The organism is Rhodovulum visakhapatnamense (assembly GCF_004365965.1).
In the GTDB taxonomy this organism is placed as follows: Bacteria; Pseudomonadota; Alphaproteobacteria; order Rhodobacterales; family Rhodobacteraceae; genus Rhodovulum; species Rhodovulum visakhapatnamense.
The window spans coordinates 18,139-40,817 of the sequence record NZ_SOEB01000024.1; the positions used below are offsets into that span (position 1 = coordinate 18,139).

Below are 22,679 nucleotides of genomic sequence, written 5' to 3' on the forward strand. Positions count from 1 at the left end.
TTCAACGAGAGGGGCGCTGGCGCCCTGCGCCGCACAATAGGCCAGCTACCCGCGTCAAAAGCCCGCTGGCCTGAGCCTCTTCCCATTCGCCCCAAATGTGGGCACGTTCGGCCGAAGGGGAAAACGGGCACACTGAAACGAGAGGAAGCAAGTGAATATATTCTATTATTGGGAGTCCCCCCCCCAATGCGCAATGCCGGCATATCTGGAACTCTGCCTCCAAACCTGGCGACGGGCATGTCCGAACAGCAGCATCCAACGAGTTGATCAGTCGAACTTGAGTGACCTTTCCGGGGGAAGGATCAAGGCAGCTGATGTCGCAAAATTCTCGTACCCCCTGCAGTCCGACATCGCCGCCGTGGCCGTCCTCATCGAGCAGCCCGGCTTGTTTCTCGATGCCGATACGATATTGCTTAGCGGGTTCGACATAAAAAGATACGACCCCAAAAAATTGACGATATACGGAAACGCAAAACACCTTGGAAATCACTCAACCAGCTTCCTCTGCACCGGCACGAAAGAAAACCCTATCCTTTTAAGATGGCTTGAAGAAGCAAGCCGAAGAATCGGGCGGCACAATACTCGCTCCATGAGACTGAAGTGGTGGCTTCGCAAACGCCTTAGCGGCAAACCCGCGAAAGTCCCGTGGCATTACCTTGGCAACGGCATCCTTGATGACCTGCTACGCGATGGCAGTTTTTCGGATTACCTGGAATTAAGAAGCGCCCACGCGAGCGGAGCATACCCGACATCCAAGCTTTTGGAACAGAATCCGAAATTTAAGGGGTATAAAGACCTTTGGTTCGATCCCGGAATTCCAGTTGATGACGTTGTGCGCATTTGTCGCGACGGGGTAGTCATGCTACAAAATTCGTGGCACCCGCAGAGCTACAAAGATCTGACAATGTCTCAGGTGCTTTCCGATCAAGCACTGGTTTCGCGGCTCATTGCCCATAGCCAAGCCTGACGCGCTTTCGACCTGGCCGATTTCGGCTCGCCCCATCAAGCCGGTGACAACGGCCGGAAGGCCGATGCCGGGCTGGCGAGCGGAATCGGCAGAAGCGCCGGAGGGTGTGGACATCGCGGGGTCACTTTTCGACAGGCCGCCTGGCGCGGCGCGGGGGCTTCGGAATTGCGCGCCACGCCTTGATAGGATACGGCGAGGGCCGAGGCAATGAACGGCGACGGGGGCGCGGCAGCGGCATGCAGGCAGTCATTCTGGCCGGCGGATTCGGGACACGGATCTCGGAGGAAAGCCATCTGCGGCCGAAACCCATGATCGAGATCGGCGGCCGCCCGATCCTGTGGCACATCCTCAAGATCTACGCCGCCCATGGCATCACCGATTTCGTGATCTGCTGCGGCTATCGCGGCTACATGATCAAGGAATATTTCGCCAATCTCGTGCTGCATTCCTCGGATATGACCGTCGATACCCGAACCGGCGAGATCACCTATCACAACTCGGTCGCCGAACCCTGGCGGGTGACCCTTGTCGATACCGGCGCCGACTCGATGACCGGCGGGCGGCTCAGGCGGGTCCGCCCCTATCTGGGCGAGCAGTTCTGCATGACCTATGGCGACGGGCTGGCCGATATCGACATCCGCGCCGAGATCGAGTTCCACATCCGCCACGGGCGCGAGGCGACGGTCGCCGCGGCGATCCCCCCGGGACGTTATGGCGCGCTCGAGATGACCGCCGAGGCCGAGGTCCGGCGCTTTACCGAGAAACCGCCGGGCGACGAGGGCCGGATCAACGGGGGTTTCTTCGTGCTGAACCGGAGCGTGCTTGACCGGATCGAGGGCGACCCGACCCCGTTCGAGGGAGCGCCGCTGGAAGGGCTTGCCCGCGACGGCCAGTTGATGGCCTGGCGCCATCCCGGCTTCTGGCACGCGATGGACACGCTGCGCGACCGCAACTACCTGGAAAGCCTCTGGGCCTCGGGTACCGCGCCCTGGAAGATCTGGGCGTGAGCTTCTGGGCCGGCAAACGGGTGCTGCTGACCGGGCATACCGGGTTCAAGGGCGCCTGGGCGGGCCGCTGGCTGGCGCGCCGCGGGGCCGAGGTCACCGGGATTTCGCTGCCGCCCGAACCGGGCCCTGCGCTTTACGACAGTCTCGGACAGGACCACCTTGCGGCCTCGCATATGGCGGATCTGCGCGATGCCGGGCGGACCGCGGAACTGGTGCGCGCGGCGCGGCCCGAGATCGTGCTGCATCTGGCCGCGCAGCCGCTGGTGCGGCGGTCCTATGCCGACCCGGTGCTGACCTTCGGCAGCAACGTGATGGGCACGGTGCATCTGCTGGACGCGCTGCGCCGCGAGGCCGCCCTGCGGGCCGTGCTGGTGGTCACATCGGACAAGGTCTACGAGAACGACACGTCCGGCCGCGCCTTTGCCGAGACCGACCGGCTGGGCGGCCATGACCCCTATTCCGCCTCGAAGGCCGCAACCGAGATCGCGGTCGCCTCGTTCCGCCGCGCCTTCTTCGCCGAGGCCGGTATTCCGCTGGCGACCGCGCGGGGCGGCAACGTGATCGGCGGCGGCGATTTCTCGGCCGACCGGCTGGTGCCCGACATCGTGCGCGCGCTGATGGCCGATACCCCGCCCGAGATCCGCAATCCCGGCGCCACCCGGCCCTGGCAGCATGTGCTGGACTGTCTGGACGGGTATCTGACCTTCGTGCAGGCGCTGGCCGAGGGCCGCGCCCTGCCCGAGGCGCTGAATTTCGGCCCCGTCCCCGGCACGCCTGCCGTGACCGTCGCGGAGCTTGCCGAGGGGCTTTATGCGGCACTCGGGCGCCCCCCCACGCTTGGCACCCCGGCCGAACGCGGCCCGCACGAGATGGCGCATCTTGCCATCGATGCCGGGCTTGCCGCACGCACGCTGGGCTGGCGGCCCCGGCTGTCGGGCGCCGAGACGCTCGACCTTACCGCCCGCTGGTATGCGGGCTTTCTGGCGGGCGAGGATGCGGCCCGCCTGACCGACCAGCAGATCGACCAGTATCAGGACAGGACGCCGTGACCCGCCATTGCCGCTTTTGCCAGGCCCCGCTGGAGCAGACCCTCGTCGATCTGGGCGAGACGCCGCTGGCCAACAGCTTCCTGCCCGACAGCCCCGAGGCCATCGCCGCGGAACGCCGCTTTCCGCTGCATGTGATGGTCTGCACGACCTGCTGGCTGGCCCAGACGACCGAGACGGTGCCTGCCGACGCGATCTTCGCCCATGACTATGCTTATCTCTCGTCCTATTCGGCCGGCTGGGTCGCCCATGCCCGCCGCTATGCCGAGGCGATGGCCGACCGCTTCGGCCTGGGGGCCGGGTCGCGCGTGGTCGAGATCGCCTCGAATGACGGCTATCTGCTGCAGCACTTCGTCGCCATGGGCGTGCCGGTGCTGGGGGTCGAGCCCGCGGGCCATGCCGCCGAGGTGGCCGAAAGCATCGGCGTGCCGACCCGGGTCATGTTCTTCGACGAAACGGCGGCGGCGGCGCTGCGCGACGAGGGCTTTGCCGCCGATCTGATGGCGGCCAACAACGTGCTGGCCCATGTGCCCGACATCCGCAGCTTTGCCGCCGGGTTCCGGGTGCTGCTGAAGCCCGAGGGCGTCGCGACCTTCGAATTTCCGCATCTGGCCCGGCTGATCGACCAGGTCCAGTTCGACACGATCTATCACGAACATTATTCCTATCTGTCCCTGACCTTCGTCGAGCGGCTGATGCGCGAGGTCGGGCTTTCGGTCTTCGATATCGAGCGGCTGACGACCCATGGCGGCTCGCTTCGGGTGTTCGTGGGCCATCCGGGCGCCCATGCCGAGACCGAGGCGGTCGCGGCCCTGAGGGCCGAAGAGGCGGCGCTGCAACTCGACCGGCCCGAGGGCTATGCGGGCCTTGCCGCCAGGGTCGCGCGGGTCGTCGCCGATTTCCGCGCCTTCGTCGCCAGCGCCCGGGCCGAGGGCAAGACGGTCGCGGGCTATGGCGCGGCGGCCAAGGGCAACACCTTCCTGAACGTGGCGGGGATCGGTCCCGACGACATCGCCTTCGTCGTCGACCGCAACCCGCAAAAGCAGGACCGCCTGCTGCCGGGCAGCCACATCCCGGTCCTGGCGCCCGAGGAAATCGCCCGGCAGAGGCCCGATTACCTCGTCATCCTGCCCTGGAACATCGCCGAGGAAGTGATGGGCCAGCAGGCCGCGATCCGCGACTGGGGCGGGCGCTTCGTGACCGCGGTGCCGGAGCTGATCGTCCGGTGAGGCTGACCGAGGGCGATCTTCCCGGCCTTTATCTGGTCGAAAGCCCGGTTCATGCCGATGCGCGCGGCAGCTTCGCGCGCGCCTGGTGCCGCGACACGTTCCGCGCGGCGGGGATCGACTTCGATCCGGTGCAGGCGAACCTGTCGACCAACACCGCGCGGCACACCCTGCGCGGGCTGCATTATCAGGACCCGCCTTATGCCGAGGCCAAGCTGGTGCGCTGCGTGGCCGGGCGGATCTGGGATGTCGCGGTCGATTTGCGCCCCGGCCCCGGCTACGGCCGCTGGCAGGCGGTCGAGCTGTCGGCCGAGCGCGCCAACGCGCTGTTCCTGCCCGAAGGTCTGGCGCACGGGTTTCTGACGCTGACGCCCGGGGCGGTCGTTCTGTACCACATGGGCGCGGCCCATGTGCCCGGGCAGGCCCGGGGCATCCGCTGGGACGACCCGGATCTGGCCATCGCCTGGCCCGCGCCGCCCGAGATGATGTCCGAGGCCGACAGGACCTGGCCGGGTCTGGCAGAACGGACCTGACGCAAGGCCGCTCGCCTGCCGTTTGCGCCCGTGCTATGGCGTCCCGAACCGCACAGAAACACCCGTCCGGGGGGCACATGATCCTCGTCATCTCGCTTGACCGCTCGCACGCGCGGAGGCAGGCCGTCACCGCCGCCATGGATGCCCTCGGGCTGGCCTTCCGCTTCGTCGACGCGGTCGATGCGCGCCGCGATGCCCTGACGCCGGTCGCGCCGGCGGCCCGGATCCGCGCCGCGATGGAGCGCGACATGAGCGACGGGGAAAAGGCCTGCGCGCTCAGCCACCGCAAGGCCTATGAGACGTTTCTGGCCGGCGAGGACAGCCATGCGGTGATCCTGGAGGACGATGCGATCCCCTCGCCCGCCTTCGCCGCGTTCCTGGGCGCGGGCGGGCACCTTAGGCATCCGATGATCCTGTATTACCATTCGGGCGCCCGCGTCCTGCGCAAGCCGGGCGTGCCCGCGCTTGGGGACCATCTGCTGTTCCGGCTGGCGCTGCCCGCGAACGGGGCGGTGGCCTACAGTCTGGACCGCGCCGCGGCAAAGGCGCTTCTGGCGGCACAGACGCCGGTGGTGCGCAAGGCCGACTGGCCGATGGACATCGCGACGCTGGGCGCCCTGGTCGTCGTGCCGCAGCTGGTCGGCCATCCCGACCGGATCGCGGACCCCGGCCAGTCGCTGCTGGCCGCAGGCCGGACTAACAGGCGGGGCCTGCGGCTGGGCCGGTATCTGCGGGCGGAGTATTACCGGCGCAAGCTGCTGAAGCTGACGACGCGGCGGGTCAGCTAGCGGCCCCGCGTCAGGGCTTGGGGCGGTCGTCCCAGTCCTCGTTCAGGATCCGCCGGGCGTCGCCCTCGGGGTCCTCGAACTGATGCGCGCGCAGCGCCCAGAAGAAGGCGCCAAGCCCCAGACCTCCGAGGAACAGCGAAATCGGGATGAGGTAGGCGATGATCTGCATGGGGCCCCTACCTCACCCTCAGCGCGTTCAGCGACACGGTGATCGACGAGGCCGACATCGCCAGCGCGGCCGCCAGCGGCGTCGCCAGCCCGACCAGCGCGATCGGCACCGCGATCAGGTTGTAAAGCGCCGAGATCGCAAAGTTTTCGCGGATGCGCCGGGTGGCCTTGCGCGCCGTCGTCACGGCCCCCGACAGCGTCGACAGGTCCTTGCCCAGCAGCACGATATCAGACGCCACCCGCGCCGCGTCCAGCGCGCTGGCGGGCGAGATCGAGACATGCGCCGCGGCCAGCGCGGCGGTGTCGTTGAGCCCGTCACCCACCATCAGCACGCGCCGTCCGTCGCGGCTGAGCGCCTGCACGGTTGCGGCCTTGTCCTCGGGCAGCGCCTCGGCCTGCCAGTCGGCGATCCCGAGCCGGGCGGCCAGATCCGCCACCGGACCGGGCGCGTCGCCCGACACCAGCCGCACCGACAGCCCCAGCGCCACGAGCCCCGCCACGGCCGCTTCGGCGCCCGGGCGCAGCCGGTCGGCAAAGGTGAAGCCCACCGGCGCCCGCGCGCCGACCTGCAGCCAGGAGGCGGTTTCGGCCCCGGACTGCGCCCCGACCCAGGCGGCCCGGCCAAAACGCACGCGCTCGCCGCCGAAGGCGCCCTCGATCCCGTAGCCCGGCACCTCGCGGATGTCGCTCACCCGGGCCGGATGCAGCCCGGCCTTGCGCCCCGCCTCGGCCAGCGCGCGGGCCAGCGGATGGGCCGACCCCTCGGCCAGCGCCAGCGCGATTTCCAGATCGCGGCGCGGATGATCGCCCAGATTGGTCGGCTCGGGCGCGCCGAGCGTCAGCGTGCCGGTCTTGTCGAAGACGACGGCATCGACCTCGGCCAGACGTTCGAGCGCGGTGCCGTCCTTGATCAAAAGCCCGCGCCGGAAAAGCCGCCCCGACGCGGCGGTGGTGACGGCGGGCACGGCCAGCCCCAGCGCACAGGGGCAGGTGATGATCAGCACGGCGACCGCGATGTTCAGCGCCAGCCGGATATCGCCGCCGGAAATCCAGAGCCAGGCCAGGAACGCCGCCAGCGCCAGCAGATGCACGCCGGGCGCGTAGATGCGCGCGGCCCGGTCGGCGAGCGAGGTATAGCGGTTCTTCGAGCTTTCGGCGATGGCGACCAGATCGGCCATGCGGTGCAGCGAGCTGTCCTGCCCGGCCGCGGTCACGGTCATGGCCAGCGGCCCGGTCAGGTTCACCTCGCCCGCGCTCAGCGCCATGCCCGGTCCGGCAAAGGCGGGCAGGCTCTCGCCGGTCAGCAGCGAGCGGTCGATTTCCGACTGGCCCTCGGCCACGATCCCGTCGACCGGCACCCGGGCGCCGGGGCGCACCAGCACCACGTCGCCGACCGCGATCTCGGCAATCGGCACCGTCTCTTCGCCCGAGGCGGTCCGGCGCTGCGCGCGCGGCACCTCGAGCGCGGCCAGTTCCTCGGCGGCCGAGCGCGCCACGGCGCGGGTGCGGTGATCGAGATAGCGGCCCGCCAGCAGGAAGAAGGTCAGCGACAGCGCCGCGTCGAAATAGGCATGCGGCCCGTGCCGGGCGGTTTCATAGAGCGACATGCCCGCGGCCAGCGCGATGGCCAGCGAAATCGGCACGTCCATGTTGAGCCGCCCGTGCCGCAAGACCGCAAAGGCGTTCCGGAAGAAAGGCTGGGCGGCGAAGACGATGGTTGGCAGCGCGATCATCGCCGAGACCCAGTGAAAGAGGTCGCGCGTGGCATCCGCCGCGCCCGACCACACCGCCACCGACAGGAGCATCACGTTCATCATCGCAAAGCCCGAGACGGCGATCCGCATCAGGATATCGCGCCCCGCCTTGTCGGTCGCGGTGGCCGCGATCACCCCGGGGTCGAGTTCATGCGCCTCGTAGCCGATGGCCTCGAGCACCCCGACCAGCCGGTCGGCGGTGACGGCGGGTTCGGCCTCGACGGCGACGCGCTTCAGCGTCAGGTTGACCCGGGCGTTGCGCACCCCCTCGGTCCCGTTCAGCGCCCGTTCGACCGCCGAAATGCAGGCCGCGCAATGGATCGTCGGCAGGGACAGGAACAGCCGCGCGTCCTTGGGGGCCTCGGCATCGGCCAGCGCCTCGGCCGAGGGCGCGACGGCGCAGGCCGGGCAGGCCGCCGGACGCATCTGCATCTCGGCGCCCATGGGTCAGCCGTCCACGTGAAGTTGCAGCCGCTGCCGGAACGGCGTGCCGTCCTCGGCCGCGGCCGTCACGCGGATCGTCCAGAAGCCCGGCCCCAGATCGAGCGGCGACGAGAAGGTGCCGTTGTAGTAAAGCATCGCCGGTCTCTTGTCGTCGCGCACGCTGGTCGCGCGGCCGACCAGAACGTCGAGATCGCGCACCTCGACCGGCTGTCCGTCCGCCCCCTCGAAACGCAGCGCCAGCACCCGTTCGGCCTCGTCATAGTCGAGGCTGGTGGTCCAGCCCAGCGCCTGCTGTTCGTGCAGATTGGCGTTGAACTCCTGGCTGGCGACATAGGAATTGGCGACTTCGAGACCCGGGAAGGTGTGCACCGCCTGATAGGCCAGCGTCAGGTTGACGCCCACCACCACGGCAAAGGCGGACACAGTGAAGATCAGCACCTTCCGGCCCGTCAGTTCCCTGCCCATCACTTCATCCCCTTTCCGTTGAAGACCGTGTCGTCATAGGTCCGCTCTGCGGCCGCGGCGTCTTCGAGCCAGATCCGCACATCGGTCGTCGTCGCATTGGCCGGCGCGCTGCCCGCGGGCGCCACGATATAGACCCGCTTGAGCAGCGTTGCATCGGGCGGCACCGTGAAGGTCCCGTCGTCCGAGCCCTCGACCGAAATGGCATAGGCCTCGTCCGGGGTCACGGTCAGGCGGAACGCCCGTTCGTCGCCATGCATATTGCGCACCCGCACGTCATAGGTGTTGCGGATCGAGCCGTCCGACATGGTGACGAAGATCGGGTTGCGGACCGGCGCGACCGTCATGTCGATGTCGGACCGCACGAACAGCGCCACCAGAAGGCCGATGCCGACGGCCGACCAGAGCGCCGTGTAGAGGATGGTGCGGACCCGGAAGACATGCTTCCAGATCGATTTCGGCCGGTTGCCGGCGCGTTCCCGCGCCTCGTCCGACAGCGCCATGTAGTCGACCAGACCGCGCGGCTTGCCAACCTTGTCCATCACCTCGTCGCAGGCGTCGATGCACAGCCCGCAGGTGATGCAGGCCAGCTGCTGGCCGTCGCGGATGTCGATGCCCATCGGGCAGACATTGACGCAGGCGTAGCAGTCGATGCAGTCGCCCAGCCGCTCGGCGCCCTCGGCCTTGCGGTGCTTGCCGCGCGGTTCGCCCCGCCATTCGCGGTAGCCGATGGTGATGGTGTCCTCGTCCATCATCGCGGCCTGGATGCGCGGCCAGGGGCACATGTAGACGCAGACCTGTTCGCGCATGAAGCCGCCCAGAATGAAGGTGGTCAGCGTCAGCACCAGGATCGTGGAATAGGCCACCGCATGGGCCTGGAAGGTGATCAGGTTCCACAGAAGGGTCGGCGCATCGGCGAAATAGAAGACCCAGGCGCCGCCCGTCGCCACCGCGATCGCGAGCCAGAGGCCCCATTTGGTCAGCCGGAGCCGCCATTTGGTGGCGTCCCAGCGGGCAGTCCACAGACGCACGCGCTTGTTGCGGTCGCCCTCGACCCAACGCTCGACCAGGATGAAGAGATCGGTCCAGACCGTTTGCGGGCAGAAATAGCCACACCAGACCCGGCCCAGCGCCGAGGTGAAGAGGAAAAGCCCCAGCCCGGCCATGATCAGGAGCCCGGCGACGAAGTAGAATTCGTGCGGCCAGATCTCGATCCAGAAGAAGAAGAAGCGCCGGTTGGCGAGGTCGATCAGCACCGCCTGATCGGGCAGGTTCGGCCCGCGGTCCCAGCGCAACCAGGGCAGAAGGTAGTAAATGCCGAGGCAGATCGCCAGCAACCACCATTTCAGGCTGCGGAACTTGCCCGACACGCGCCGGGGAAAGATCGGCTCGCGGGCGGAATAAAGACGGTCGGGATTCTGATCAGTCGAGCTCACACGCTCACTCCGTTCGGGCTGCGGGCCGGGTCCGGCGTGCCGTTTCGGTCGCGTCGCGACGTGGGCCCTCGTTCTTCGATAGCTAGAACCTGCGTCCTCACAAGGAAAGCGACGAGGCGTTCACTTCTGAGGCGGATTGCGGAGTCTTTGACGGCGAATCGCACAGGCTGGGGGATGAGAACTGGAAAAACTCTAATTCTGCGCGCGGACGCACAGTGCTCTCTTAGATTGCGCGCTGGACGATGGGGGAGGTTTTGGGCGAGGATAGACACCGGCCCCCGTGGAAACGCGCGAACAGGATGGGGGCCGGTGCCATCGACCGGGGGCCATTGGCCCCCGGAAGTCGTTTGATCATTCGCCGCCACCCAACTGGTGGACATAGACCGCGACCGACTTGCGCTCCGCCTCGCTGAGACGGTCCTGCCAGGTCGGCATGACCCCGAAGCGCGCCTTCGTCACAGTCTCGGTCAGCGTCGCGACGTCCCCACCGTAAAGCCAGATCGCGTCCGTCAGATTGGGCGCGCCTACGGTGCGGTCGCCGCGGCCGTCCTCGCCATGGCATGCAGCACAGTTATCAAGGAACACCGTTTCGCCCTGACTTGCCAATGCGGCATCATGTTCCTGCCCGGAGATTTTCCGGACGTACTGGACCACCTGGCCGATCTCCTCGCCGGACAGAAGCCCGTCGGTGCCGAAGGAGGGCATCTGCGACCAGCGCGCGTCGGGGTTGTCCTCGTTCCGCACGCCGTTGGTCACGGTGTAGTAGATGTCCTCGAGCTTGCCGCCCCAGAGCCAGTCGTCGTCCAGCAGGCTGGGATAGCCCTGCCCCTGCACGCCGGCCGCGCCCGACCCGTGGCACTGGGCGCAATAAGTGCGGAACACCGCGCCGCCGCCCTGAACCGCGTAGTTGTAAAGCGCGGGATCCGCCTCGATCGCCGCCGGGTCCTCCATCGGCGCCGCCGCCACCCGGGCAATAAGCTCGGCATTGCGGTCCTCGTAGTCCTTGATCTCGACCTCTACCGCGTGCCGGGTCGAATAGCCCAGAAGCCCCGGGGTCGCCCCGGTCACCAGCGGCCAGGCCGGATAGAGGATCGAGTAGATGAAGGCGAAGGCGATACAGCCGTAGAAGGTCCAGAGCCACCAGCGCGGCAAGGGATTGTTCAGCTCTTCGATGCCGTCCCAGCTGTGACCGGTGGTGCCGACTTCGCCGGGCTTGGTGTTGTGATCGCTCGAACTCATGTCCGCGCCTCCTTTCGGCACGTCGCACCGTCCTCGGTGCCTGCAGGTTTGTCTTCATGCCGGAACGGGATGTTGGCCGTGTCGCGGTGTTCCTTGGCGCTGCCCGGGCGCAGGGCCCAGACGATCACGCCGACGAAGAACACCGTGAGTGCCAGCAACATCCAGCTGTCGGCGAACTCGCGCATGACGGAATAGGTATCCATGACCCCGTCCTCAGCGGCTCGCATCCGGCTCGAAGGTCGAGAAGTCGACCAGCGTGCCCAGCATCTGCAGATAGGCGATCAGCGCATCCATTTCCGAGATGCCCTCATTGCCGTCGAAATTGCGCACCTGCGCCCCCGGATAGCGTTCCAGAAGACCGTCCACGCCATCGGCATAGGGGTCGATCTGGGCGTTGAAATCCGCGACCGCGTTCTCGATCATCTCGTCGGTATAGGGTACGCCCACCGCGACATGGGTGCGCATCTTGTCGGCCATGTGTTCCGGGTCGACCATGCGCCGTTCCAGGAACGCGTATTTGGGCATCACCGATTCCGGCACCACCGATTGCGGATCGCGCAGGTGGTGGACATGCCAGGCGTCGGAATAGCGCCCGCCGACCCGCGCCAGGTCGGGCCCGGTCCGCTTGGACCCCCACTGGAACGGGTGGTCGTACATCGACTCGGCCGCCAGGCTGTAATGACCGTAGCGTTCCAACTCGTCGCGCATCGGGCGGATCATCTGGCTGTGGCAGACATAGCAGCCCTCGCGCACGTAGATGTCGCGCCCCTCCAGCTCCATCGGCGAATAGGGGCGCATGCCCTCGACCTTCTCGATGGTGTTCTGAAGGTAGAACAGCGGGGCGATCTCGACCAGACCGCCGATGGTCACCACGAGGAAGCTGAACACCAGCAGAAGCGATGCGTTCTTCTCAAGGATCTTGTGTTTTTCGAGAATGGACATGGCTTCCGTCCTTATTCAGCCGGGGCCGCAACCGGCGTCGCCTGCTTGGCGGGCGCGGAGGTCGCGGTCTTCCAGATGTTGTAGCACATGATCAGGGCACCGGTGACGTACATGCCCCCGCCAAGCGCGCGGACGATATACATCGGGTGCTTGGCCGCGACGGTGTCGGCGAAGGAGTTCACCAGGAACCCTTGCGCATCGACTTCGCGCCACATCAGGCCTTCCATGATCCCGGTGACCCACATCGAGGCGGCGTAAAGCACGATCCCGATGGTGGCGAGCCAGAAGTGCCAGGAGACGAGCGCGGTCGAATAGAGCCGCTCGCGGCTCCACAGCCGCGGCGCCAGGAAGTAGAGCGCGCCGAAGGTGATCATGCCGTTCCAGCCAAGGGCGCCGGAATGGACGTGGCCGATGGTCCAGTCGGTGTAGTGCGACAGCGAGTTGACCGCGCGGATCGACATCATCGGACCTTCGAAGGTCGACATGCCGTAGAAGCCGACGGCCACGACCATCATCCGGATGACCGGGTCGGTGCGGATCTTGTCCCAAGCGCCCGACAGCGTCATCAGGCCGTTGATCATGCCGCCCCAGGAGGGCATCCACAGCATGACCGAGAAGACCATGCCCAGCGTGCCGGCCCAGTCGGGCAGCGCGGTGTAGTGCAGGTGGTGCGGACCCGCCCAGATGTAAAGGAAGATCAGCGCCCAGAAGTGGATGATGCTGAGCTTGTAGCTGTAGACCGGGCGTTCGGCCTGTTTCGGCACGAAGTAGTACATCATCCCAAGGAAGCCCGCGGTCAGGAAGAAGCCCACCGCGTTATGGCCGTACCACCACTGGGTCATGGCGTCCTGCACGCCCGAGAAGACCTGAACCGACTTCGAGCCCCAGATCGAGATCGGCAGGCTGAGGTTGTTGATCAGGTGCAGCATCGCCACGGTGACGATGAAGCTGAGATAGAACCAGTTGGCGACGTAGATATGGGGTTCCTTGCGCTTGAAGATCGTGCCCAGGAAGATCGCCAGGTAGGTCACCCAGAGGATCGTCAGCCAGATGTCGACATACCATTCGGGCTCGGCATATTCCTTGGACTGCGTCGCGCCCAGCAGGTAGCCGGTCGCCGCCAGCACGATGAAGAGCTGATAGCCCCAGAACACGAACCAGGCCAGGTCCCCTCCCCAGAGCCGGGCCGCGCTGGTGCGCTGGACCACGTAGAAAGACGTCGCGATCAGGGCGTTGCCGCCAAAGGCGAAGATCACGGCAGAGGTGTGCAGCGGACGCAGCCGGCCGAAGTTCATGTACCCGCTGGCCCATTCGAAGTTCAGGCCGGGAAAGGCCAGCTGGCTGGCGATGAACGTGCCGGCGGCAAAGCCGACCACCCCCCAGAAGCAGGTCGCGATGACACCCGCCCGGATGACATCGTCCATGTAGCCGGTCTTGTCGATCACCGGTTTCGGCGCGCCGAGACCCCGCACCGTCCAGGCGGCAAGACCGCCCGCGACCAGCAGGATGATCACCGCGTGCACCATGTATGCCATGTCGCGTGCCATGAACGCGGCGACTGCGGCGAACACCGCAATCACGCCCAGGACGGCGATCTTAACGTAGTCCCACATTGATAGTCCCTTCGTCTTTCACCGACCGAACCGCCTTCGGCCGACTCCCTCACGATGCCGTGACGTATTCTATGGTATGCACAGATATGCATTGATCCAAGTCAATCTCTCTTTAGCTTGTCCAATTCAAGCTTGATCTTGGTCAAAGCCTTGGAACATTGCGGTCATTTATGGTCTGCGCAACGTCACCAACGACGCGAAGGAGTATAGCGGTGGGCTACAAGACCATCCTGACCATCATCACCGACACGGATATCTCCGACTCGGCGCTCGAACCTGCGATCGCCCTCGCCGCCCGCGAGGAGGGGCATCTGGACATCCTCTGCCTCGGCGTGGACCGCACCCAGACCGGGTATTACTACGCGGGCACCAACGCCTTCATCCAGCAGGAGACCCTGCACAAGGCCCAGGAAGATGCCGCCGCCATCGAGAGTGCCGTCAAGGCCCGCATGGGCCGTGAAACTCTCGCCTGGAGCAGCGAGGCCGCGGTGGCGCAGATCGCCGGGCTCAGCCATCTGGTGGCACAGCGGGCGCGGTTCTCGGATCTGGTGATCATGCCCCGCCCCTATGGAGAGGGTCGCGGGATCGAGGACGAGGCGGCGACCGAGGCGGTTCTGTTCGACGGGCATGCGCCGCTTCTGGTGGTGCCGGCCGGGGCCGACACCGCCCATATCGGGCGCAAGATCGTCATCGCCTGGAACCAGAGCGACGAGGCCATGGCCGCGCTGAAAGAGGCGATGCCGCTGATGCAGGCCGCCGAAGTGGTCAATATCGCGGTGGTCGATCCGCCGAAGCACGGCCCCGACCGGTCGGACCCCGGCGGCGCGCTGTCGCAGATGCTGTCGCGCCATGGCGTCAAGACCGAAATCTCGGTGCTGGCCAAGACCACGCCGCGGGTCTCGGACGTGCTGCAGCGCCATGCGATGGATATCGGCGCCGACATGATGATCATGGGGGCCTATGGCCATTCGCGCTTCCGCGAGGCAATCCTCGGCGGCGCGACCCGCAGCATGCTTGAAAAGACCACGGTCCCGGTCCTGATGGCGCATTGACGCGCCGCAGGCGGCCCGGCCTGGGGGACGCCCTCAGGCCGGCATGCCGCCGTCGCTGTCATCGCCGGTCTCGCCCAGCAACCGATCGAAATCCGGAACCGTCACATGGCGCTTGCCTTCCAGCACGATCACGCCGTCGCGCTTCAGCGCCGAGATCTGGCGGCTGACGGTTTCCAGCGTCAGGCCCAGATAGTCGGCCATCGCCTCGCGGGTCAGCGGCAGGTCGAACACGATCCGTCCGCGGGTCGGGCCGAGCTTCAGCGTGGCGTCGCGCCGGGCGATGATGGCCAGCAGGCTCGCGATCTTCTCGCGCGCGGTCTTGCGGCCCAGAAGCAGCATCCATTCCCGCGCCGCGTCCAGTTCGTCCAGCGTCATTTCCAGAAGCCGCTGGCCGATATGCGGCGTGCGGATCATCAGCTCTTCGAACGGCTTGCGCCGGAAGCAGCACATCGTGAGCTGAGTCGTCGCGGTCACGTCATAGGCCGCGCTCTCGCGCCCCGGGCGCCCAACGAAATCGGACGGCAGCAGCAACCCCACCATCTGGGTGCGGCCGTCCTCCATCGTCTGGCTGAGCGTGGCGATGCCCTCCATGACCGAGCCGACGAAATCCATCCGGTCGCCGGACCAGATCACGGTCTGACCGGCGTCGAAGGTGCGGTAGTACTTGATGGCCTCGAGCGCCTCGAGTTCGTCAGTCTCGCAGCGGGCACAGACCGCGCGGTGACGAATCGGACAATCAAAGCACTCGACATGAGCAACGGGCGTGTCGGTAACGGCCATTCCGTTTCCAATTTTGACTTCGATCAAGGAGAGGTTCCTTGGGTGGACCTAACGCTAGTCGAATGAGCACAGAATCGCAACTCACCCGTCTCGGTCTATTCGACGCCAAGGTGCCCCGGTACACCAGTTACCCGACGGCACCCCATTTCAATGCGTCGGTGGACGATGGAGACTTCGCCGGCTGGATCGGCCAGATCGAGCCCGGTTCGCAGATTTCCCTGTATATCCACGTGCCGTTCTGCCGCCGGCTGTGCTGGTTCTGCGCTTGCCGCACCCAGGGCACCCGGTCCGACGCGCCGGTCGAAGCGTATCTCGAGACGCTGAAGACCGAGATCGCGATGCTGGGCAAGCGGCTGCCCGAGGGCGTGACGCTGTCGCGCCTGCATTGGGGCGGGGGAACGCCGACGCTGATGTCGGCCGACATGATGAAACAGCTGACCGAGGCGATCTTCGCCGTCGCGCCGATGCACGAACAGGGCGAGTTCTCGGTCGAGATCGACCCGAACGAGATCGACGAGGCCCGGCTGGACGTGCTGGCCAAGGCGGGCATGAACCGCGCCTCGATCGGCATCCAGGACTTCGACCCGCAGATCCAGTCGGTGATCGGGCGGATCCAGAGCTATGACATCACCCGCGACGCGGTCGATCTGATCCGGTCCAAGGGCATCACCTCGCTGAACGCCGACATCCTGTACGGCCTGCCGCACCAGTCGAACGAGCGGATCGCCGAATCGGTGCAGAAGCTGATGTCGCTGTCGCCCGACCGGGTCGCGCTTTACGGCTATGCCCACGTGCCGTGGATGGCCCGGCGCCAGTCGATGATCCCGGCCGAGGCGCTGCCGACCCCGGAAACCCGGCTGAAGCTTTACGAAACCGCCAAGGAACTGTTCCTGTGGGACGGCTACCGCGAAATCGGCATCGACCACTTCGCGCGGCCCGATGACGGGCTGGCCCGGGCGCTGGACGCGGGCAAGCTGCGCCGGAACTTCCAGGGCTACACCGACGACACCGCGGCCGCGCTGATCGGCCTGGGCGCCTCGTCGATCTCGCGCTTCCCGCAGGGCTATGCCCAGAACCTGTCGGGCACCTCGGATTATACCGCGCGGGTCCGCGACGGGCGCTTTGCGACCGGCCGGGGCCATGTCTTCAGCGACGAGGACAAGATGCGCTCGCGGATGATCGAGGCCTTGATGTGCGATTTCCACATCTCGACCGCCGAGATCACCGAGAGTTTCAGCATCTCGAAAGCCGATCTGAACGCGATGTTCCAGGAGGTCGCCGACCGGTTCGCCGGGTTCATCGACCTCAGCAATGACGGGCTGACGGTGCCGGAACACGGCAAGCCGCTGACCCGGATGATCGCCCGTGGCTTCGACGCCTACGACCTGTCGAAAGCCGGCCACAGCTCGGCGATCTGACGCTTTCAGGCGGCGCCCGGGGTTTCCCCGGACGCCGCGAAGGCCGCCCGCATCAGGGTGCGCGTATAGTCCGTCTTCGGCGCCTCGAAGACCGCCTCGACCTCTCCCGCCTCGACGATCTGGCCCATCCGCATGACCACGACCTTGTGCGCCATGGCCCGCACCACGCGCAAATCGTGGCTGATGAACAGATAGGCCAGGTCGTATTTCCGCTGCAGGCTGCGCAACAGGTCGACGATCTGCACCTGCACCGTCATGTCCAGCGCCGAGGTCGGCTCGTCCAGCACCACCATGCGCGGCCGCAGGATCATCGCCCGCGCGATCGCGATCCGCTGACGCTGCCCGCCCGAAAACTCGTGCGGATAGCGGTGCATCATCGCGGGGTCCAGTCCGACCTCGGCCAGGATCTGCGCGACATCCTCGCGCGCCGTCCGCCCCGGCCGGACCCCGTGCACCCCAAGCCCCTCGGCCACGATCTGTTCGACCGTCATCCGCGGGCTGAGGCTGCCGAACGGGTCCTGAAAGACGATCTGCATGTCGCGCCTCAGCGGCCGGATCTGCCGCGATTTCAGCCCGTCGATGCCCTGCCCCTGAAAGACGATCCGCCCCTCCGACGAAATCAGCCGCATGATCGCCAGGGCCAGCGTTGTCTTGCCCGACCCCGATTCGCCCACGATCCCCAACGTCTCGCCCGCCCGGACCGAAATGTCGGCGCCATCGACAGCCTTCACATGGCCCACGGTCTTGCGCATGAAGCCGCGCTGGATCGGAAACCAGACCTTCAGCGCATCGGTGCGCACGATCTCGGCCGCGCCGGGCTTGACCGGATCGGGCCCGCCCACGGCGGCGGCGGCCAGAAGCTTCTGGGTATAGGGATGCTGCGGCGCGCGGAAGATCTCGGCCGTGGGGCCGGTCTCGACGATCTCGCCGTCCTTCATCACGCAGACCCGGTCGGCGATCCGGCGCACCACGTTCAGATCGTGGGTGATGAAGAGAAGGCTCATGGTCTCTTCGCGCTTCAGTTCGGCCAGCAGCTCGAGGATCTGCGCCTCGATGGTGACGTCGAGCGCGGTGGTGGGCTCGTCCGCGATCAGCAGGTCGGGCCCGTTGGCCAGCGCCATGGCGATCATCACCCGCTGCCGCTGGCCGCCCGACAGCTGGTGCGGATAGGCACCCAGGCGGCTTTCGGGGTCGCGGATGCCGACCCGGGCCAGAAGTTCGAGGATGCGCGTCCGCGCCGCCGCCCCGGTCAGCCCCTGATGCAGCGCAAGGCTTTCGGCGATCTGCTTTTCCAGAGTGTGCAGCGGGTTGAGCGAGGTCATCGGCTCCTGGAAGATGAAGCTGATATCGTTGCCCCGAACCTGCCTCAGCCGTTTTTCCGGAGCACCCGCCAGATCCTCGCCCTCATAGACGATCGAGCCCGAGACCGTCGCCGCCCCGGGCAGAAGCCCGACCGTCGACAGCGCCGTCACCGACTTGCCCGACCCGGATTCGCCGACCAGCGCCACCGTCTCGCCGCGCCCGATCTCGAAGCTGACGCCCCGGACGGCTGGGACCTGCCGGCCGTCCTGCTGGAAGGACACATGCAGGTTCTCGACCTTCAGGACCGGGCTCATTGGAACGTCTTTCTCGGGTCGAAGGCATCGCGGACGCCCTCGAAGATGAAGACCAGCAGCGACAGCATGATCGCGAAGGTGAAAAAGGCGGTGAAGCCCAGCCAGGGCGCCTGCAGGTTCTGTTTGGCCTGCAGCGTGAGCTCGCCCAGCGAGGGCGCCGAGGAGGGCAGCCCGAAGCCCAGGAAGTCGAGCGAGGCCAGCGTGCCGATGGTGCCGGTGATGATGAAGGGCAGCATGGTCAGCGTCGCCACCATGGCATTGGGCAGCATGTGGCGGAACATGATCGTCCAGTTCGACACGCCCAGCGCCCGGGCGGCGCGGACATATTCGAAGTTGCGCGCGCGCAGGAATTCGGCGCGGACGACGCCGACCAGCGCGGGCCAGCCGAACAGCGCGGTCAGGAACACCAGCAGCCAGAAGCTGCGCCCCAGCACAGCGAAGAGGATGATGATGATGTAAAGCTGGGGCGTCGAGGTCCAGATCTCGATCACCCGCTGGAAGATCAGGTCGATCAGCCCGCCGAAGAAGCCCTGAACCGCGCCCGCCAGGATACCGATGACCGAGGCGATGCCCGTCACCATCAGCGTGAACAGGATCGACAGCCGGAACCCGTAGATCACGCGCGCCAGCACGTCGCGCGCGGTATCGTCGGTGCCCAGCCAGTGCTGGGCATCCGGCGCCGAGGGCGCAGTGCCCTGGATGTCGTTGACGGTGTTGTAGCTGTAGCGGATCGGCGGCCAGATCATCTGACCCTTCGCGATGGGCTCGCCCTCGACCATGCCGTCGGCGGCATCGGCGATCAGGCCCTCGGGGTCGTCCCAGCAGGCGTCAAGCCCGCCGGTGACGATCAGGCACTGCACCTCGATGTCGCGATAGACCGCCTCGGTCCGCAGATCGCCGCCAAAGGCGGTTTCGGGGTAGAACCGGTAGATCGGAAAGAAGCTCTCGCCGCGATAATTGACATAGATCGGCTTGTCGTTCGCCAGCAGCTCGGCAAAGAGCGACAGTCCGAACAGCACGCCGAAGATCGCCAGCGACCAGAGCGCCCGGCGATTGCGCTTGAAGTTGCGCCAGCGCCGCTGATTGAGGGGAGACAGCCAGGCCATTTCAGGTCTCCCGGCTTTCGAAGTCGATCCGGGGATCGACCAGCACATAGGTCAGGTCCGACAGGATGCCGACCAGCAGCCCGATCAGCCCGAAGACGTAGAGCGTCGCGAAGATCACCGGATAGTCGCGCGCCACGGCCGCCTCGAAGCCGAGCCGCCCCAGACCGTCCAGCGAGAAGATCGTCTCGATGATGATCGAGGCGCCGAAGAAGACGCCGATGAACATGCCCGGAAAGCCCGCGATCACGATCAGCATGGCGTTGCGGAAGACATGGCCGTACAGCACCCGCGCCTCGGACAGGCCCTTGGCCTTGGCGGTCACCACGTATTGCTTCTTGATCTCGTCGAGGAAGGAATTCTTGGTCAAGAGCGTCAGCGTCGCAAAGCTGGAAATCGTCGTCGCGATCACCGGCAGGGCGATATGCCAGAAATAATCGAGGATCTTCGCGGGCCAGCTCAGGTCCGCCCAGTTGTCCGAGACAAGGCCGCGGAGCGGGAACCATTGCAGATAGGACCCGCCCGCGAAGACCACCAGCAGCAGCACCGCGAACAGGAACCCCGGGATCGCGTAGCCCACGATGATGACGGCCGAGGTCCAGGTGTCGAAGCCCGACCCGTCCCGGACCGCCTTGCGGATGCCAAGAGGGATCGAGACCATGTAGGCGATCAGCGTGGACCAGAGCCCGAGACTGATCGACACCGGCATCTTTTCCAGAACCAGATCGACGACCGACACCGACCGGAAGTAGCTTTCGCCGAAATCGAACCGCGCATAGTTCCACATCATCGTCAGGAACCGCTCCAGCGGCGGCTTGTCGAAGCCGAATTCCTTTTCCAGTTCCTCGATGAATTCGGGCGGCAGGCCGCGGGCGCCGACATATTTGTCGCTGCCGCCGCCCGCCGCGGTGCTCATCTGCTGGTTCTGCGCATCGGCCCCGCCCCCGGCAAAGCCCTGAAAGACGTCGCCGCCGCCCTCGATCTGGGCGATGATCTGTTCGATCGGTCCCCCCGGCACGAATTGCGTCAGGGTGAAGTTGATGACCATGATGCCGATCAGCGTGGGCACGATCAGCAGCAGCCGGCGGAGGATATAGGCGCCCATCTGGTCCGGTCTGTCCCTGTCAGCGCAGCGCGCCCGCCGCGCGCAGCTCGGCCGCGCGGTCGGCGTCGTACCACCAGAAATCGAGATAGCCCAGATCGTAGGGCGGCAGCGCGTCGGGATGGCGGTACATGTCGAAATAGGCCACCCAGTGAACGTCCTTGTACCAGGTCGGCACCACGAAATACGCGTGCCGGAAGATCCGGTCGAGCGCCCGGGTCGCGGCGCGGAACTCGTCCTCGGATTTGGCCGAGACGAGGTGCCGCATCAGGATATCGGCGCCTTCATTGGCAAAGCCCGCCGGGTTGAAGAGGCTGTATTCGGCATCGGCCGAGCCAAAGCGCTGCTGCATGCCCAGCCCCGGCACCAGGTTGGTCTGGTAGCTTGCAAGGATCATGTCGTAGTCGCGTGCGCGCCTGCGGTTGGTGAATTGCGAGGGGTCCACCCGCGAAAAGCTGGCATCGATCCCCAGCGCCCGGAGGTTGTCGACGAAGGGCAGCGCGATCCGTTCCGTCACCGGGCTGTCGTCGAGGATCTCGAGCTTCAGTATCTGGCCATCGGCGTTCCGGCGCATCCCGTCATCGCCCGCGACCCAGCCCGCCTCGTCCAGCAGTTGCGAGGCCTTGCGCAGGTTCCGCCGGTCGAGCTGACGGTCGCCCGAGGTATGGGCCTGCGCCGGCGGCTCGGTCAGGATCGCGGGGTCGATATGATCCGCAACCTCCTGCAACAGTTCAAGCTCGCGGCCTTCGGGGGGCGCATCGGGTGCGCCGAGGTCGCTGTTTTCCCAGAACGAGCTGCGCTGCTTGAAGAGGCCGAATTGCAGCGTCTCGTTGGTCCATTCGAAATTGTACATCAGCCCGATGGCGCGCCGCACCCGCAAGTCCTGAAACTGCGGCCGGGCGAGGTTGAAGATCCAGCCGCTGTCGGGCGGCAGGTTGCCGTCATGGGGCTCGTCCTTCCTTACCCAGCCCGCGGCCACTGCCGGGAAATCGTAGCCCGTGGCCCAGGTCTTGGAACTGTCCTCCTCGCGGAAGGTGTAGGCACCCGACTTGAAGCCTTCGAGCGCCGCGATGGAATCGGAGAAATACTCGACCCGGATGCGGTCGAAATTGTACCGCCCGATATTGATCGGCAGGTCCTTGCCCCAGTAGTCGGGGTCGCGCTTGTAGACGATGCGGCGGTTGATGTCGTAGCTGTCCAGCACGTAAGGCCCGGTGCCCATGATCGGGGTCAGGCTGCTTTCATCAAGACGCGCGCCGGTCTTTTCGAACCAGGCCTTCGACATCACCGGGTTCGACCCCATCTGGCTGATCAGCCCGTCGCGCGGCACGTCCGGCTTGAAGGTGAACTTGATCCGGTAGGTATCCAGCACCTCGGGCGAATAGACCAGCTTCTTGACCGCCTCGCGATAGGACGGCAGCGCCTGTTCCATCAGCAGATCGAAGGTGAATTTCACGTCCTCGGCGGTCACGGGCGTGCCGTCGCTGAAATGCGCCTCGGGCCGCAGGTTGAAGATCACCCAGTCCTCGCTTTCGGGATATTCGAGGCTTTCGGCAATCAGACCGTACGAGGTTCCGGGCTCGTCGGCGACATCGGTCATAAGGCGTTCGATGTTGATCGTCGCCAGCGCCCCGGCCCGGCCCTTGCGGGTGAAGGGATTGAAGCTGTCGAAGGTGCCCGGCGCCCAGATCGAGATCTCGCCGCCCCTGGGCGCGTCCGGGTTCACGTAATCGAGCCGCTGGAAATCGGCCGGATACTTGGGCTGGCCCAGTTCCGAAAAGGCATGGGTCCTGATGACGGTCTCGGTGCTGTCCGCCGCCGGTGCAGCGGGGGGCGCATCCTGCGCCAGCACCGGACCCGCGCCCAGCAGCAGCGCCAGCAGCAGCGCAAGCGCCCGGACCGGATGGCGGGACGCGGGTCTGGCCGGAACCGGCAGATCGGCACGGTGCGGATGGCGGCGGGGGGTGGGCATCGGCAAACTCC

General features: G+C 66.3%; 21 protein-coding genes. 8 read left to right on the forward strand and 13 right to left on the reverse strand.

Annotated features, from left to right (window positions below):
* The first annotated feature begins 277 nt into the window (after positions 1 to 277).
* The 6 genes from EV657_RS17310 to EV657_RS17335 all read left to right on the forward strand — a co-directional run bounded on the left by EV657_RS17310 (position 278) and on the right by EV657_RS17335 (position 5,567).
* Positions 278 to 967: a hypothetical protein gene (locus tag EV657_RS17310; protein WP_134079073.1), complete on the forward strand. Its 690-nt coding sequence runs from the start codon at positions 278 to 280 to the stop codon at positions 965 to 967.
* A gap of 236 nt (positions 968 to 1,203) precedes the next feature.
* Positions 1,204 to 1,974 carry a glucose-1-phosphate cytidylyltransferase gene (gene rfbF, locus EV657_RS17315; RefSeq protein ID WP_075787049.1) on the forward strand — a complete coding sequence of 257 codons (771 nt, stop codon included), beginning with the start codon at positions 1,204 to 1,206 and terminating at the stop codon, positions 1,972 to 1,974.
* Positions 1,971 to 3,023, forward strand: coding sequence for a CDP-glucose 4,6-dehydratase (gene rfbG, locus EV657_RS17320; protein ID WP_208323299.1), 1,053 nt, complete (start codon positions 1,971 to 1,973; stop codon positions 3,021 to 3,023). Before rfbF ends, rfbG begins: the two co-directional genes overlap by 4 nt.
* A complete protein-coding gene (locus EV657_RS17325) occupies positions 3,020 to 4,249 on the forward strand; it encodes a class I SAM-dependent methyltransferase (RefSeq protein WP_134079076.1) in 1,230 nt (409 codons plus the stop codon). The genes rfbG and EV657_RS17325 overlap by 4 nt, the downstream gene beginning before the upstream one ends.
* Entirely contained in the window at positions 4,246 to 4,779 is a 534-nt protein-coding gene (gene rfbC / locus EV657_RS17330) for a dTDP-4-dehydrorhamnose 3,5-epimerase (protein ID WP_134079078.1), read from the forward strand. Before EV657_RS17325 ends, rfbC begins: the two co-directional genes overlap by 4 nt.
* Positions 4,780 to 4,856: 77 nt before the next feature.
* Entirely contained in the window at positions 4,857 to 5,567 is a 711-nt protein-coding gene (locus tag EV657_RS17335) for a glycosyltransferase family 25 protein (protein ID WP_166673731.1), read from the forward strand.
* Between the two features lie 10 nt (positions 5,568 to 5,577).
* Here the strand turns inward: EV657_RS17335 and ccoS are convergent, their stop codons facing one another.
* The 8 genes from ccoS to ccoN form a co-directional block, all read right to left on the reverse strand.
* Complete coding sequence (gene ccoS / locus EV657_RS17340; RefSeq protein ID WP_075787054.1) at positions 5,578 to 5,736, reverse strand: cbb3-type cytochrome oxidase assembly protein CcoS; 159 nt, start codon at positions 5,734 to 5,736, stop codon at positions 5,578 to 5,580.
* Between the two features lie 7 nt (positions 5,737 to 5,743).
* Positions 5,744 to 7,933: a heavy metal translocating P-type ATPase gene (locus EV657_RS17345; RefSeq protein WP_134079082.1), complete on the reverse strand. Its 2,190-nt coding sequence runs from the start codon at positions 7,931 to 7,933 to the stop codon at positions 5,744 to 5,746.
* Between the two features lie 3 nt (positions 7,934 to 7,936).
* Positions 7,937 to 8,398, reverse strand: a complete 462-nt coding sequence (locus EV657_RS17350) for a FixH family protein (RefSeq protein ID WP_134079084.1) — start codon at positions 8,396 to 8,398, stop codon at positions 7,937 to 7,939.
* Positions 8,398 to 9,831, reverse strand: a complete 1,434-nt coding sequence (gene ccoG, locus EV657_RS17355; protein WP_075787057.1) for a cytochrome c oxidase accessory protein CcoG — start codon at positions 9,829 to 9,831, stop codon at positions 8,398 to 8,400. The genes EV657_RS17350 and ccoG overlap by 1 nt, the downstream gene beginning before the upstream one ends.
* Positions 9,832 to 10,182: 351 nt before the next feature.
* The gene (ccoP, locus tag EV657_RS17360; RefSeq protein WP_134079086.1) at positions 10,183 to 11,070 is read right to left on the reverse strand and encodes a cytochrome-c oxidase, cbb3-type subunit III; all 888 of its coding nucleotides are present in this window, start codon (positions 11,068 to 11,070) and stop codon (positions 10,183 to 10,185) included.
* The gene (locus EV657_RS17365) at positions 11,067 to 11,273 is read right to left on the reverse strand and encodes a cbb3-type cytochrome c oxidase subunit 3 (protein WP_075787059.1); all 207 of its coding nucleotides are present in this window, start codon (positions 11,271 to 11,273) and stop codon (positions 11,067 to 11,069) included. The genes ccoP and EV657_RS17365 overlap by 4 nt, the downstream gene beginning before the upstream one ends.
* 10 nt (positions 11,274 to 11,283) lie before the next feature.
* The gene (gene ccoO / locus EV657_RS17370; RefSeq protein ID WP_134079088.1) at positions 11,284 to 12,012 is read right to left on the reverse strand and encodes a cytochrome-c oxidase, cbb3-type subunit II; all 729 of its coding nucleotides are present in this window, start codon (positions 12,010 to 12,012) and stop codon (positions 11,284 to 11,286) included.
* An 11-nt stretch (positions 12,013 to 12,023) separates the two neighbouring features.
* A complete protein-coding gene (gene ccoN, locus EV657_RS17375) occupies positions 12,024 to 13,625 on the reverse strand; it encodes a cytochrome-c oxidase, cbb3-type subunit I (protein WP_113669207.1) in 1,602 nt (533 codons plus the stop codon).
* Positions 13,626 to 13,837: 212 nt separating this feature from the next.
* On the opposite strand from ccoN, the gene EV657_RS17380 reads away from it, so the two are divergent.
* A complete protein-coding gene (locus tag EV657_RS17380; RefSeq protein ID WP_134079090.1) occupies positions 13,838 to 14,677 on the forward strand; it encodes a universal stress protein in 840 nt (279 codons plus the stop codon).
* A 33-nt stretch (positions 14,678 to 14,710) separates the two neighbouring features.
* Here the strand turns inward: EV657_RS17380 and fnrL are convergent, their stop codons facing one another.
* A complete protein-coding gene (fnrL, locus tag EV657_RS17385; protein WP_134079091.1) occupies positions 14,711 to 15,457 on the reverse strand; it encodes a transcriptional regulator FnrL in 747 nt (248 codons plus the stop codon).
* A gap of 62 nt (positions 15,458 to 15,519) precedes the next feature.
* On the opposite strand from fnrL, the gene hemN reads away from it, so the two are divergent.
* The gene (gene hemN / locus EV657_RS17390) at positions 15,520 to 16,875 is read left to right on the forward strand and encodes an oxygen-independent coproporphyrinogen III oxidase (protein ID WP_113669206.1); all 1,356 of its coding nucleotides are present in this window, start codon (positions 15,520 to 15,522) and stop codon (positions 16,873 to 16,875) included.
* Positions 16,876 to 16,880: 5 nt separating this feature from the next.
* Here the strand turns inward: hemN and EV657_RS17395 are convergent, their stop codons facing one another.
* The 4 genes from EV657_RS17395 to EV657_RS17410 are packed head-to-tail and all read right to left on the reverse strand — an operon-like array spanning position 16,881 to position 22,668.
* Positions 16,881 to 18,491 carry an ABC transporter ATP-binding protein gene (locus EV657_RS17395; protein ID WP_134079093.1) on the reverse strand — a complete coding sequence of 537 codons (1,611 nt, stop codon included), beginning with the start codon at positions 18,489 to 18,491 and terminating at the stop codon, positions 16,881 to 16,883.
* Positions 18,488 to 19,597 (reverse strand): ABC transporter permease, encoded by a 1,110-nt coding sequence (locus EV657_RS17400; protein ID WP_113669205.1) that lies wholly within the window; start codon positions 19,595 to 19,597, stop codon positions 18,488 to 18,490. Before EV657_RS17400 ends, EV657_RS17395 begins: the two co-directional genes overlap by 4 nt.
* A 1-nt stretch (position 19,598) precedes the next feature.
* Entirely contained in the window at positions 19,599 to 20,699 is a 1,101-nt protein-coding gene (locus EV657_RS17405) for a microcin C ABC transporter permease YejB (RefSeq protein ID WP_134079095.1), read from the reverse strand.
* 19 nt (positions 20,700 to 20,718) lie between these two features.
* Positions 20,719 to 22,668 carry an extracellular solute-binding protein gene (locus tag EV657_RS17410; RefSeq protein WP_134079097.1) on the reverse strand — a complete coding sequence of 650 codons (1,950 nt, stop codon included), beginning with the start codon at positions 22,666 to 22,668 and terminating at the stop codon, positions 20,719 to 20,721.
* Between the last annotated feature and the right edge of the window lie 11 nt (positions 22,669 to 22,679).

What these genes read in the sequence shown, in the direction of transcription:
- rfbF (WP_075787049.1), top strand. Translation starts at nt 1,204, where the DNA reads ATGCAGGCAGTCATTCTGGCCGGCGGATTCGGGACACGGATCTCGGAG.
- EV657_RS17335 (WP_166673731.1), top strand. Translation starts at nt 4,857, where the DNA reads ATGATCCTCGTCATCTCGCTTGACCGCTCGCACGCGCGGAGGCAGGCC.
- ccoS (WP_075787054.1), bottom strand. Translation starts at nt 5,736, where the DNA reads ATGCAGATCATCGCCTACCTCATCCCGATTTCGCTGTTCCTCGGAGGT.
- EV657_RS17345 (WP_134079082.1), bottom strand. Translation starts at nt 7,933, where the DNA reads ATGGGCGCCGAGATGCAGATGCGTCCGGCGGCCTGCCCGGCCTGCGCC.
- EV657_RS17350 (WP_134079084.1), bottom strand. Translation starts at nt 8,398, where the DNA reads ATGGGCAGGGAACTGACGGGCCGGAAGGTGCTGATCTTCACTGTGTCC.
- ccoP (WP_134079086.1), bottom strand. Translation starts at nt 11,070, where the DNA reads ATGAGTTCGAGCGATCACAACACCAAGCCCGGCGAAGTCGGCACCACC.
- EV657_RS17365 (WP_075787059.1), bottom strand. Translation starts at nt 11,273, where the DNA reads ATGGATACCTATTCCGTCATGCGCGAGTTCGCCGACAGCTGGATGTTG.
- ccoO (WP_134079088.1), bottom strand. Translation starts at nt 12,012, where the DNA reads ATGTCCATTCTCGAAAAACACAAGATCCTTGAGAAGAACGCATCGCTT.
- ccoN (WP_113669207.1), bottom strand. Translation starts at nt 13,625, where the DNA reads ATGTGGGACTACGTTAAGATCGCCGTCCTGGGCGTGATTGCGGTGTTC.
- fnrL (WP_134079091.1), bottom strand. Translation starts at nt 15,457, where the DNA reads ATGGCCGTTACCGACACGCCCGTTGCTCATGTCGAGTGCTTTGATTGT.
- hemN (WP_113669206.1), top strand. Translation starts at nt 15,520, where the DNA reads ATGAGCACAGAATCGCAACTCACCCGTCTCGGTCTATTCGACGCCAAG.
- EV657_RS17395 (WP_134079093.1), bottom strand. Translation starts at nt 18,491, where the DNA reads ATGAGCCCGGTCCTGAAGGTCGAGAACCTGCATGTGTCCTTCCAGCAG.
- EV657_RS17400 (WP_113669205.1), bottom strand. Translation starts at nt 19,597, where the DNA reads ATGGCCTGGCTGTCTCCCCTCAATCAGCGGCGCTGGCGCAACTTCAAG.
- EV657_RS17405 (WP_134079095.1), bottom strand. Translation starts at nt 20,699, where the DNA reads ATGGGCGCCTATATCCTCCGCCGGCTGCTGCTGATCGTGCCCACGCTG.
- EV657_RS17410 (WP_134079097.1), bottom strand. Translation starts at nt 22,668, where the DNA reads ATGCCCACCCCCCGCCGCCATCCGCACCGTGCCGATCTGCCGGTTCCG.